This window comes from Marinobacter sp. F3R08 (assembly GCF_018860425.1).
In the GTDB taxonomy this organism is placed as follows: Bacteria; Pseudomonadota; Gammaproteobacteria; order Pseudomonadales; family Oleiphilaceae; genus Marinobacter.
The window spans coordinates 273,308-285,353 of record NZ_JAHKPI010000015.1; the positions used below are offsets into that span (position 1 = coordinate 273,308).

General features: G+C 55.3%; 13 protein-coding genes. 4 read left to right on the forward strand and 9 right to left on the reverse strand.

Going from position 1 to position 12,046, the window contains the following annotated elements:
* Positions 1-143: 143 nt before the first annotated feature.
* Positions 144-623, forward strand: a complete 480-nt coding sequence (locus KO499_RS10335) for an Lrp/AsnC family transcriptional regulator (RefSeq protein ID WP_215983659.1) — start codon at positions 144-146, stop codon at positions 621-623.
* A 58-nt stretch (positions 624-681) separates the two neighbouring features.
* Here KO499_RS10335 and KO499_RS10340 read toward each other — a convergent pair whose 3' ends face one another.
* From KO499_RS10340 to KO499_RS10350, 3 genes are all read right to left on the reverse strand, one after another.
* The gene (locus KO499_RS10340; protein ID WP_008176018.1) at positions 682-888 is read right to left on the reverse strand and encodes a cold-shock protein; all 207 of its coding nucleotides are present in this window, start codon (positions 886-888) and stop codon (positions 682-684) included.
* A gap of 202 nt (positions 889-1,090) precedes the next feature.
* Positions 1,091-4,846, reverse strand: coding sequence for a DUF1631 family protein (locus KO499_RS10345; RefSeq protein WP_215983660.1), 3,756 nt, complete (start codon positions 4,844-4,846; stop codon positions 1,091-1,093).
* 143 nt (positions 4,847-4,989) lie between these two features.
* Positions 4,990-5,961 carry a ribonuclease Z gene (locus KO499_RS10350; protein WP_215983661.1) on the reverse strand — a complete coding sequence of 324 codons (972 nt, stop codon included), beginning with the start codon at positions 5,959-5,961 and terminating at the stop codon, positions 4,990-4,992.
* Positions 5,962-6,090: 129 nt separating this feature from the next.
* Between KO499_RS10350 and KO499_RS10355 the strand changes: the two genes are divergently transcribed.
* Together KO499_RS10355 and KO499_RS10360 are read left to right on the forward strand one after the other, a co-directional pair.
* On the forward strand, positions 6,091-6,945 hold the full coding sequence (locus KO499_RS10355; protein WP_215983662.1) for a crotonase/enoyl-CoA hydratase family protein: 855 nt from the start codon (positions 6,091-6,093) through the stop codon (positions 6,943-6,945).
* Positions 6,946-7,566: a CPBP family intramembrane glutamic endopeptidase gene (locus KO499_RS10360; RefSeq protein ID WP_215983663.1), complete on the forward strand. Its 621-nt coding sequence runs from the start codon at positions 6,946-6,948 to the stop codon at positions 7,564-7,566.
* Here the strand turns inward: KO499_RS10360 and KO499_RS10365 are convergent.
* Together KO499_RS10365 and KO499_RS10370 are read right to left on the reverse strand one after the other, a co-directional pair.
* The gene (locus KO499_RS10365) at positions 7,557-7,973 is read right to left on the reverse strand and encodes a DUF2721 domain-containing protein (protein WP_215983664.1); all 417 of its coding nucleotides are present in this window, start codon (positions 7,971-7,973) and stop codon (positions 7,557-7,559) included. The two genes, KO499_RS10360 and KO499_RS10365, sit on opposite strands and share 10 nt — an antisense overlap.
* Positions 7,974-8,030: 57 nt before the next feature.
* Positions 8,031-8,912, reverse strand: coding sequence for a LysR family transcriptional regulator ArgP (locus KO499_RS10370; protein ID WP_215983665.1), 882 nt, complete (start codon positions 8,910-8,912; stop codon positions 8,031-8,033).
* A gap of 88 nt (positions 8,913-9,000) precedes the next feature.
* Here KO499_RS10370 and KO499_RS10375 point away from each other — a divergent pair, with 88 nt between their 5' ends.
* Entirely contained in the window at positions 9,001-9,606 is a 606-nt protein-coding gene (locus KO499_RS10375) for a LysE/ArgO family amino acid transporter (protein WP_215983666.1), read from the forward strand.
* A gap of 63 nt (positions 9,607-9,669) precedes the next feature.
* On the opposite strand, the gene KO499_RS10380 is transcribed toward KO499_RS10375, so the two are convergent.
* The 4 genes from KO499_RS10380 to KO499_RS10395 all read right to left on the reverse strand — a co-directional run bounded on the left by KO499_RS10380 (position 9,670) and on the right by KO499_RS10395 (position 12,026).
* Positions 9,670-10,173 carry a C40 family peptidase gene (locus tag KO499_RS10380; RefSeq protein WP_215983667.1) on the reverse strand — a complete coding sequence of 168 codons (504 nt, stop codon included), beginning with the start codon at positions 10,171-10,173 and terminating at the stop codon, positions 9,670-9,672.
* A gap of 96 nt (positions 10,174-10,269) precedes the next feature.
* The gene (locus tag KO499_RS10385) at positions 10,270-10,650 is read right to left on the reverse strand and encodes a ribbon-helix-helix domain-containing protein (RefSeq protein ID WP_215983668.1); all 381 of its coding nucleotides are present in this window, start codon (positions 10,648-10,650) and stop codon (positions 10,270-10,272) included.
* 51 nt (positions 10,651-10,701) lie between these two features.
* Positions 10,702-11,271, reverse strand: a complete 570-nt coding sequence (locus tag KO499_RS10390) for a DJ-1/PfpI family protein (protein WP_215983669.1) — start codon at positions 11,269-11,271, stop codon at positions 10,702-10,704.
* A gap of 86 nt (positions 11,272-11,357) precedes the next feature.
* Positions 11,358-12,026, reverse strand: coding sequence for an SOS response-associated peptidase (locus KO499_RS10395; RefSeq protein WP_215983670.1), 669 nt, complete (start codon positions 12,024-12,026; stop codon positions 11,358-11,360).
* Positions 12,027-12,046: the final 20 nt, after the last annotated feature.

The window sequence follows — 12,046 nt, forward strand, 5'->3', positions numbered from 1 at the left end:
TGTCGATTTTATGATCAAAATTCTAGGTCGAAGTCCGCAAAAGGTGCTTGCTTATTGGCTTAAATTCTCGCTGATTTGCGAAAGAATATTTGATCAATGACAATAAAAAGAAAGAACCTTTGACAAAAATCAGGTGTTACCAAATGAAACAGGTTGATCTCGACAAACTGGATCGGAAAATCCTATCGGTACTGCAGCAGGATGGACGTGTCAGTAACCAGTTATTGGCAGAGCAGGTAGGTTTGTCACCGGCCGCTTGCTGGCGTCGGGTGCGGACACTGGAGGACAGCGGTGTGATTCAGGGGTACAGCGCAAGAGTAGATCCGGAGCGCATTGGTCAGGGTCTGTGTGTGCTGGTCAATCTGTCGCTGCAACGGCACAACATTGACAGTACGGCCGAGATTGAACAGCAGGTGAGCAGTTATCCAGAGGTTCTTCAATGCTTCGCGGTGACCGGTAATGCCGATTTCGTGCTCAGAGTCATTGTGCCGGATATGGCCAGTTACGACCGGTTTTTGAATGAGAAGATCTTCACCCTGCAGGGTATCGCCCAGGTGAACTCAAACTTTGCTTTGCGGGAGATCAAGAATACCGAGACGATCCCGGTAGAGGGTATTTCCTAGGGTAAGAAACGCAAAAAGGCAGCCGAAGCTGCCTTTTTCTATACGTGTCGTCTGTTATTTACAGAGCAACTACGTTTTCCGCCTGAGGACCTTTCTGGCCCTGAGTAACGGTGAACTCGACCTGCTGGCCTTCAGCCAGAGTCTTGAAACCGCCGCCCTGAATGGCGCTGTAGTGAACAAAAACGTCCGGGCCGCTTTCACGAGTAATAAAGCCAAAACCTTTTGCTTCGTTGAAAAACTTAACGTTACCGGTAACTGTAGACATAATATACTTTCCTGATTTCAATCATTTTATGTGCCGCCAGAGCATCTTGTGACGCCTGGTCAGCGGTATGCGGAAACAAAAAACTAACGTGATCAAAAACAGGACGTGCTACGTGTTACAACTGAGCGGTCTTATTGATGAAATGCTTTGCTAAATCTTTCCAACGAGGCCCACTGTACTCCTGCCACCAGGAAAAGCAAAGCTATTTTTTATAGGCACTAACCGGGGTACCGGTTGAACCGGTTCCCAGGCTATCCAGTCTGCGCGGCCTGGCAATGGCAAAGCCCTGGGCGTAGTCCACCTGAATTTCCCTCAGGGTATCCATGATGTCCATGTCCTCCACGTATTCGGCAATGGTTTGCAGATCCAGGAAGTGGCACAGTTCGTTGATCGAGCGAACCATGGCGTAATTCGTGAGATTGGAGGCCATGTCCCGGACGAAAATGCCATCGATCTTCACGAAGTCCACCGGAAGTTTCTGCAGATAGGCGTAGGACGACAGCCCCGTGCCAAAGTCATCTAGGGCGAACCGGCAATTGAGCCGCTTTATCTCACGCATAAAGTCGGATGCAAAGTGGAGATTGGCCACAGCGGAGGTCTCGGTGACCTCAAAGCAGAGCTTGTGCGTCAGCTCCGGGTTTGCCCGGAGACTGGATTCCAGACCGAGCATAAACGTGTCGTCGCTTAACGAAGCGCCTGACAGATTGACGTTCAAGGTACTGATTTTTTCCAGTGCTTCCGGGTTGTTGCGCATCCAGGACATCGCTTCGGAAACGACCCACAAATCAACCCGCGTGCTTCGTTTGAACTGCTCGGCAGCCTCAATATAGCCCTGAGGCGAAATCTCTTTGCCAGAGCTGTCTTTAAGACCGAGCAAAAGTTCATACATTTCGCCCTGACCGTTTTCCTGATCCAGTGGGGCAATTGTCTGGGCCCGCAGATAAAGGCTGCCATCACGAATGCTCCGGTCAATCTCAGTCACCCACTGTGGCATGCTGATACTCGACGGCTCATGGGTTTCCCGGGCGAGTTCGATCCGGTTGCCCCCGTGCCGTTTGGCAGACTTAAGAGAAAGGCTCGCCTGGTTGAGAAGGTCTCCAGCCGATGTGGTTGAGCCTGCTACCGGCCGGATGCTGATGCTGACGGTAGCCCCAAATTCGGACTCGCCATGCTGGAAGGACTTTTGCTCAAAATCGCGTCGCAGGGATTCGGCAAAGTCCAGACAATCTGCCATGCTGATGCCACCAATGAGCACTGCAAACTCATTACTACCGATCCGACCAATATGCGCCTCGCGGAACCGGCTCTTGCAGCCATTCTGAAGGGTATCAGCAACGTGTCGTAACAGCGTGTCGCCAGCCTCCGCGCCGTAGGACGCATTGATAACGCTGAACTCATCAATATCGAGAGCCATCAAGGCCCCGTGGTCATCGCCCGATCCGGATTCAGAGGCAGTAATCAGGCGGCATAGCTGTTTTTCGAAATCATGACGATGCATGCATCCGGTCAGGGAATCATGGGTGGCCTGAAAATTCAGCTTCCGATAGACATCTTCGACGATGGTGAACAGGCTTTGATCAAGGAACGGGATGTCCTCATCCTCAACAAGCCAGACTGCCCCCTCGGCCAGTTTCTGCACGAATTCCGGGAACCCGTAATTGATTTCACTCATGCCCTTCGGGGAGAGAAAGACAAATCGCAACGAATTTTCGCCTCCCCAAACCAGCCGCATTCGGCGCATCTCGCCATTGTCGAGGAGGATCTCAACCCAGTCGCCGACCGAGATATTCTTTGCTCTCGATACCCAGCGGCTGTCTTCGAGCTCCTGAGGCAGATCCGGGGCTGAAGTGTCTGCTTCGCCATACTCGTCCACCCAGATGGTCTCTGGTTGCATCTCGCCCTGCAGAATGCAGGCTAACTCGTCCATGACCGGACGGATTCGGGATACCTCCCCGGCTGTCAGGAGTTCGCGTTCAATAAGCTGGAGCATGACGCTGCTTTCAAGCTCGCGCTCAAACGCCAGCTCACCAGCGGCTCCGACAGGAGAAAGCCAGGCTTGCAGTTGTGTTACCACGTCAAACAGTTCTTCGCAGTGGCGACTGTCCGGTCCCTCTCGCAGCATCGTGAGAACAATCAACTGCTCCCAGCCGGCCTCAAGAAGGTGGATCACAATAGCCGGAACCTGTCTGCCTCCCAGGAGCGTGTTCAGCCTTTGACGGGCATCCAGGCGTGTCTTGCGCAGGCGTTCCTTGCCTTCCAGGGTTTTGGCCAGTCTTTCTGAATTGCGTATAAACGACTGATCCTGGCGCTGTACCAGCTGTTTGAGCTTCTGACCAAGGCTTTCCAGCAAGTCGGGATCTGAGGCTTCAATCTGTGTGAGTTCCCGAACGATTTCCGCAACTGTCGACTCGAGTTTTTTGCTTGATACCCGCTCGGCAAGGCAAATGTGCATCAGATCGTTGATGATGTCCCTGGCCGGATGGTCTTTGCCATTCAGAAAGTTCGGAGTTTCAACGAGAGTCTCGAACACCGGTAGCCGCAATTGTTGCAGCTGGTGACGTAGAGAATCTGATAGCTCTTCGTGGGCGCCCAGAGGCGCAAACAGGCGGTCTACCAGATTGGCTTTCTCGACGGCCATATGGTCAAGCGAGTTCGCCAGGTCCGAGTCGGAGTGAGCCAGTTCCTGAAGCAGCTCTGCCATATCAGCTTCGCCGTCACGCAAGCGATCAAGGAGCTCTGTGCGACGGGATCGGAGATTTTCCGAGAGTTGGGGGTTGGGTTCTTCCCATTCGGCAATCTCAGAGGTTCGATTGTCTTCCAGGGCCATAAGCTGGAACAGGGAGCGCCCGGCCGAGGGTATCCCGGGTTCCGCTTGTCCGATGTTTTCGATGTCCGGAGCGTCGGCTGCACGGTCTTCTGAATTGTCTGTCATCAACCCCGCATCGTCCGAAGCCAACTCCCTTTGGAACCAGTTTGCCGGGAGCTCGGTCATCTCGAGTGCGTCAAGTCCGGCCCGCCGGCAATCGTTGATCAGAGAGCGAATGGCCGAGGGCCATATGGTGCTTAATGCAGTCTCCCAGGCACGGTACATCGTCAGACGATGCTGTCGCGCAATGCCCAGGTGATCGACCATGTATTGCAGACAAACACACAAGGCCCTGGGAGTCAGTGGATTGTTGTTCTCGTTGATGTTCTGCCGGAATATCTGGTTGAGAAGCTGGTTGAGTATGAAGATTGCTCCGGGGTTTGCCTTGCTGACTTCGTTGGCAATGGCCTGTAAATCCAGCCAGTCTTCGAACTCATGCTGTTGCAGCAGGTGCAGTTCCTTGCGGTTGGTTCTGGGTTTCGTCGCGGGCTCAAGAAGAGCCAGGTTGGCCTGAAACTGCGCCTGAAAGTCTTGAAGCATGCGCTGTTGGCGGCTCTGGAAGATAAAGCGCATATCCTTGAGTCGGGTCATTTCACGCAGTTCGGCTGCCTGTTCCAGCTCGGCTTCAATGCCCTCAAACGTGCCTTCCATAAACTCGGGAAGCAACTGTTCGAGAAGCCGATGGCAATGCTGGTTGAAGAGCTTTTTCAGGGAAGAATCTGGAGTTTCTTCTGTTTGCCTGCTCGCGCCCGTGTGTTCCAAAAGGGTGTCAGCGTCGTCTTTGAGGGTCTTGCCGGGCCCGTAAATCTCGAGCGAAATACTCTTGCCGCGACCGGCACGGACTGCTCCCTTGAAGTGAATGTGCTGCTTGCCATTTTCGTGATCGAAGAAAACGTGCAGCTCCGCCCGCGAAGCGGCAGATGATGATAGCTGGTCAAATACAGCGGGAGACGAAAAATGCTTCAAGCCGAGGCGTAGTACGTTCGCATCCAGAGTCAGGCTGTGAATGACACAACCGCAAGGAATAAGGCCCGGCGTTACCACAACCGCATCCTTGCTGAGTCTGGAGTGTTTTCCCTTGGACTGGCTCATTGACCGCTTTCCTGAGCAGTGAAACGTGAATCAGTTTTCAGTTTATTGCCTGGCGCAGTGTAATTTGAACGTTATCAAACGCAAAGTGAAGCTACAAAAGTGACCCATGTAAACCTCGTCGGCATCATGAACCCATGATCGCATTATAGACGCTCGGTGGTGCTCAGTATGAGATCTTTGCCCAGGGTATAGCGCGCGAAATCTTGAGCCAGATAAAGGTTGCCGCGGTAGATGCCTCTGGCTTCGGATTCGATCTCTCCAATGTGAGGGGGCGCATTCGGGTTGATCTGGTAGCGGGAACTGAAATGGGTAAGAACGAGATTCGGAATGCCTGCAGTCTGAGCGAATCGTGCTACCTGGGCAGCTGAACTGTGCTGTGGCCAGGGTCCTACCCGGTCAGCGACTTCCTGAGTGTAGGTCGCTTCGTGAATAACTACCTGAACACCGGAACTGGCTTTCAGGAGCAGCTCGGGCTGATCGTTGTCACCTGCAACGATAACTTTGCGCGGTTGTCTGGCAATGTGAGTGTAGTCATCGCTAAGGGCAAGGCGTCCGTCATCCAGCACCACGTCGTGGCCCTGTTGCAACCGGCCCCAGGCTGGCCCGGCGTCAATGCCATCGGCCTCAAGCTTGTCCCGGAGCAGTTGGCGTTCCAGGTTCTTTTCGGTAAAGACAAACGCCCGGCATGACACCCGGTGAGACAGGGAGACTGCCGCAACCCGCAGAGCGTCGTCTTCCCAATGGAAACTCTCTGCTTCGGAGTCCACAAACCTCAGTTCAAAGCTGAGGCTGGAATCACTGTTTCCAACGGCCGCGTCAATAAAGGTTTTCACTGGCCTGGGGGCAATCAGATAGAGAGGGTCAGTACGGCCGAGCATTGAGGCACTGGTGAGCAACCCCGGCAATCCGAATGTGTGGTCGCCATGGATATGGGTGATAAAGATGGCCTGCAGTTGCATCACGGAATGGTGCGTTCTCAACAACTGATGCTGGGTGCCTTCGCCGCAGTCAATCAGGTACCAGCGTTTCTGCCCGCCGTGACTCAGTGCGAGGCCGGTCACATTGCGTGCTTTGGTTGGCGTTCCGGCGGAAGTGCCGAGAAAGGTGAATTCCATACCAGGCCTTTTCGGGTTAACGTGTCGTCTCGTTGCTCGCCATACTACGAAGGTAGCAGATTCAAGAGTATATTAGCCGGGGCTCCCGCTAATAAGCCGCAATAAGAAATTTACAGAAGGAGTGCAGTCTTGTCTGAGTTGTCCAGTTACGAGAGTTTTTCGATCGAGGTAAAAGACCATATCGCCCATGTCCAGTTCAGCCGCCCTGAAGCGCTGAACACCATGAACAAGGCGTTCTGGCTTGAATTGCCCCGCTGCATGCAGGATATCGAAACCAATACCGATGCCCGCGTCATCGTAATCTCCTCCACCGGCAAGCACTTCTCGGCCGGTATGGATCTGGGTGTATTCAGTGATCCGAAAGCAGTACCCATGGGCGGGGATCCCGGTCGCATGGCCGAAAACCTGCGCAGGGTAGTGCTGCAGTTACAGGATACTCTGACGTCCCTTGAAAAAGTCCGTCTTCCGGTCCTGGCCGCGATTCACGGCGGTTGTATTGGCGGTGCCCTGGATCTGGTTTGCGCGGCTGACAGCCGGTACTGCACGGAGGATGCCTACTTCACGATCAAGGAAACTGAACTGGGTATGACGGCCGACGTCGGCACACTCCAGCGTCTGCCCAAACTGATGCCGGAAGGCGTGGTACGGGAACTGGCCTACACCGGGCGCAAGTTTTCCGCCAGTGAGTCTCAGAATCTGGGCTTTGTGAATGCGGTTTACCCGGATCAGGAATCCATGCTCGCGGCAGTGTTGGATATTGCCCGGCAGATTGCCGCCAATTCTCCCCTGGCCGTCACCGGCTGCAAGGAAATGCTTAACTACAGCCGTGATCACAGTGTTGAAGACAGCCTGAAATATATGGCGACCTGGCAGGCAGGGATGTTCCGCCCAACGGACATGATGAAATCCTTCCAGGCCAAGGCCCAGAAGCAGGCACCGCAGTACGACGCGCTGTTCCCGGTAAAGCCACTGTTTGAGCAGTAAATGGCTCTGAGAGAACAGCAGAAATCCGGTCTGTCCTCCAATGCCGCCGTGTTGTTCCAGGGCGGCATTGGTGTGCTTGGGTTACTTGCCATACTGTTCTTCGGGATTCCCGTATGGGTCCTTGGTCCTGGCTTGTGGGCGAGCATTCTCTATGGGGTTTGCGGCGCGGTGGCTACCTACGCTGTGTTGCTGATGCTCTCTCGAATACCCGGGTTATTCCCGGAGAGTCTCGAACGGCAGATGCAGGGGTTGTACGATTTCGCTTCTGGCTATAGCCCGGCCGTTCTGGTTCTGCTGTCTTTGCTGGCGGGTATCGGCGAGGAACTGCTTTTCCGGGGTGCGCTTCAGGGCTGGCTGATGGCAAACACCGATGCGCTGACCGCTGTTGCGGCGGCATCGGTGTTGTTCGGGCTGGTGCACTATGTGTCGTTTACCTATTTTCTCGTCGCAACCGGGTTGGGGCTGATTCTGGGCGTGGTCTACCTGGTCTCGGAGAGCCTGGTGCTGGTGATGATCTGGCACGCGGTGTACGACCTGATAGCTCTGTTTTGCCTGCTCAGGTTTCCGCACTGGTTTGGTGTCAGAGTTGTAGATCACCGCCAGAACGGGCGTCAGGAGTAATCAATATCTATTCTGACGTTCTTCCGGGCCTCAAAACTGGCCAGCTCAACATTGATGGCGTTCGTTGAGATCTGTATTTCGTAAAGGGAATACAGCAGCGACATAGACAGCAGTACCAGGCTGGTGCCAAACGCGATCACCCCGGGCAGATCGGCACCGAGAAACAAAAGGAACATGGACACTGTGCACAGGAAGAAACTGAGCACCCCGAAGGTCTGCATCCGCTTTGTCAGGACAATCCTTCTGCGCAACATGCCAATCTGCCGTGCGATCAGGGCATTGTCCTGTTCGGTGTCCATCTGTTTGAGTTGTCGTATCAGCTGGGCCAAAACAAGAAACCGGTTGGTATAGGCCAATAGCAGAAGCGAGATGGCAGGGAAGAGTAGCGCGGGCGTTGTCAGATCCAATCGTCTTTCCTTTCTCTTAATGGTGGGTGTTCAAGCATGATCTTGTTACTCCCCCAGTCAATCCCCGGGGCTGAGCATGGCGGCCGAACGCAAGGCCTGGGTCAGGCGATCCATTATGCCGCCGCCATGGCGCCAGAAGTGCCAGTATAGTTGTACTTCCAGGGTGTGCCCGGGAGCGATGCTTGTCAGGCGGCCGGCATCGATTTCCGGACGGGCCTGCATTTCCATAATCATGCCGTAGCCCATGCCGGCCAGTGCCAGTTTTACAAAACCTTCCGAAGAAGGGCAAAGGTGGTAGGGGAAGCTGCCATGATACCCGCACTGGGCGAGAAATCGGTGTTGCAGCTGATCATTGGGCCCGAAGACAATTGCCGGAGCATTTCGAAGGCTGGTTTCGCTCAGGCCCGCCTCGAAAAACCGATGAACATAGTCCGGGGTCGCCAAAGGCATGTACGTCACGGTGCCGATGGGAACGCAGCGGGCACCGGCAACCGGTTGAGGGCTGCTGCACAGGCAGGCAGCTACATCGCCTTCGCGCATCCGGCGCAGACCTACGTCCTGATCCTCAATTACCAGGTCCAGCAACAGGCCTTCATTCGCGCAGAAAGCACCTACAGCAGCTGCCCACCAGGTATCCAGGCTGTCTGCATTCAGGGCAATGCGCAGGCGCGCAGCGGGTTCGGAAAGTGCCGGGATAGATTTTGTCAGGTCCCGCTCCAGAAGCTGTACCTGTTGAACGTGGTTCAGCAGGCGTTGCCCGGCCGGTGTCGCCTTGAGCACCGGGCTGCGCACCAGAACCGGTTGCCCGAGCCGAATCTCCAGGGTGCGGATGCGTTGGGAGACAGCCGACTGACTCAATCCGAGAGCGACACCTGCGCGCTCGAATCCCCCGCATTCAATGACCGTTGCCAGCGCTTCCAGGAGTTTGTAATCAATCATAAGGAATACTTATGCAGTATTAGTAGTATGAATTTCAAGTATAGAGGCAAACCGGTAATCTTGCTTCATCAATTTAGGAGGAACCGACGTGCTTGAGAGTTACCTGACCGGACTGATTGTTTGCGGAGGCATTATTGTGGCTATTGGTGCGCAGAATGCCTATCTGCTGAGCCAGGCCATTCGCCGGGAACACCATTGGTGGTCAGCGGGCTTGTGCATGGTGGGGGACGTCACCCTGTTTACTTTGGGTATGTTCGGGATCAGTGCGGCTTTAATGGCCATGCCTGAGGCGCTGGAACTTCTTCGCTGGTTAGGCGTGGCTTTCCTTGGCTGGCTGGCCACCCAGTCCTTTATCCGCGCTGGCCGCGGCAGGGCAGCCCTTGAGGCCGGAGAAGTGACCAAGAGAAGTCTGAAAGCCGTGGTGCTTACAACCCTGGCCGTTACCTTGCTCAATCCTCAGGTGTATCTGGACACCCTGCTGCTGATCCCCGCGGTGGGTGCTCAGCAGGAAGATGCCACAACCTTTGTTGCCGGCGCCAGCAGTGCATCGATTCTCTGGTTTGGTCTGCTGGCCTGGGGTGGTTCAGCGCTCGCCCCGATTCTTTCCCGGCCTTTGGCGTGGCGGATTATTGATGGTGTTATAGGCGTCATGATGGCCGCGATTGCACTGCATCTCACCTTTGGTGGTCTCTAGCGCTCAGACGGGTATGAGTTTCTTGTGACGGGCAAAGCGATACATCAGACAGGACGCGAGGCTTCAGTCAAAGCGCCGCGCTTCCGTAAGGCGGCCCGTCCAGTAGTAGCCGCTGATTGAAGACTGGGTGACGCCAGACGAGGTAGAGGCGTGAATAAAACGATCTCCGCCCATGTAGATTCCCGCGTGCTGTTCCTTGCCGCCAATCCTGAAGAACACCACATCGCCCGGCTCGATCTCGCCGGGGTGAATCACGTTACCGCTTGCCAGCATCTGCCCGGTGGTTCGTGGCAGACGTTTTCCAAGGCCTTCCTGGTAGGCAGTCATTATGAAACCGGAGCAATCGAAACCGCTGCCGGATGCGCCGCCGTACTCATACGGCGTGCCTCTGTAGCGTTCAAATACTTGCCAGAGTTGTCTTGCCTTGCCGGGTTCTTCTGCTGCTTCCGGAATTGACTGAAGCATCCGGCCCGATGGGTCGGGCTGCAGATTGCCGCTGCTGGCACAACCGCCGAGGACGAGCGACAGTGCCGCCAGGAAGAGGATGTTCTGCAGCGAAAGAAGCATTCGTAACCCTGTACAAGTGTCTGTTCGTCTGACTATAAGGTTCCGGGACGAGTATGTCAGGTTACGGTTCGTGAGAATGTGTTGATAGGCCGTGCTTCAGTGTGCGGTTTCAGTCGATAGGTCTGACAGGCCGGATTCACCGGAACGGGTCTTGAGAATGCGATCTGCATCAAGAGAGCCAATCGATACTCCTGTATCTCTTGGAACGTCCCCGCTGAGTTGCAACTCAAGATACCTGAGCGCACAGACTCGAAGGAAGGACGTGAAATTTCCCAGATCGTGGCCGGCATCGATGGATTCGTGGTAGAGCCGGGTAATCATCTGTGGCAGGTTCATGTCATCCCGCGCCGCCAACTCTGTGAGTGCCTGCCAGAATGCATTTTCCATTCGTACGCTGGTTACCATGCCGTCAATGCGCAGGGAGTGTGTCCGGCTTACCCAAAGCTCGGGATCGGCGTTAATAAATAGTTTGCACATACATGCCTCCCTGGAAGCGTTGCGGGGCCGGCAGGCCGGCCCCCTGCTGCATTATTGATCCAGCAGCTTGAAGAACTGCGCCAGCCAGGCAGGATGAGCGGGCCAGGCAGGCGCAGTTACCAGATTAGCATCCGTTACGGCCTGATCAACCTCAATGCCTGCGAAGGAGCCTCCGGCCAGTTCCACCTCCGGTTGACAAGCGGGGTAGGCAGAACAGGTTCGTCCTTCAAGAACGCCTGCGGCTGCCAACAATTGAGCGCCATGACAAATCGCTGCCACCGGCTTGTTGGTTTCGAAGAAGTGACGAACCAGATTCTGCACCTCGGTGTTCAGGCGAAGGTATTCGGGGGCGCGGCCACCGGGAACCACTAAAGCGTCATAGTCGGACGGATCCAGGCCCTCAAAATCCGCATTCAGGGCGAACCGGTGACCGGGCTTTTCGGTGTAGGTCTGGTCGCCCTCGAAATCATGAATGGCCGTTGCAACGGTGTCGCCGGCTTTCTTGTCCGGACAGACGGCGTGCACGGTATGACCAACGGCCTGCAGTGCCTGGAAGGGCACCATGGTTTCGTAGTCTTCGGTGAAATCACCGGTAATCATCAGAATTTTCTTCCCGCTCATGGCTGTCTCCTTGTGATTGTATTGCCAGGTCCGGGAACATTAGCAGCGGTATTGGAGCAGCGGGTATTAAGGGACTACTACAGGCTTTACAGCTCCCGAATCAGCTCCGGTGTGTTATGCCTCGGATTGTTCACTTCTGCAGAAACGGATATGGCCGTCAGCTGGTCTGTGTCCAGTCTTCGGGTAACTGCCCGAACCCGGGCCCGATCAGTGATTCCGGGATTCAGCCAGTCCTTCAGGCAGGTGGGATCGAGAACCACGGGCTGTCGGTCATGGATGTGCTTCAGTTGCCGGGCGGCGGGTTCTGTAATGATGGCGCAGGTGGAGGTCTCGTCTCCTTCCCTGGGTGTCCAGAGTCCAGCGAAGAAAATAGCCGGGTGCTTCTGGTCATCGGCCGGGCTGATGTAGCAGGGTTGCTTGCCCTGATCCGTTTGCTGCCACTCGTACCAGCCATTGGCAGGAATCAGGCAGCGATGGTGGGCAAAGGCGTCCCGGAAGTACTTTGAGGTAGCCACGCTTTCCGCGCGAGCATTAATCGGAGAGGGGGCCTTGTCGCCGGCCCAGGCCGGGCGGAAACCCCAGAGGGAGTGCGTCATCACGAGGGAGCCGTTCATGCTCATGCGGATCATGGGAATGCCGGTACCGGGTGGCATGTTGTAGCTGGGATCAAAGTGCCCGTCCACCTCCACACCCTCGGGAAAGAAATCGAGGATCAGGGTGTCTGGTGGGGTATAAAAGGTGAATCGTCCGCACATGGCGCTGTTGGTTCTCTTCT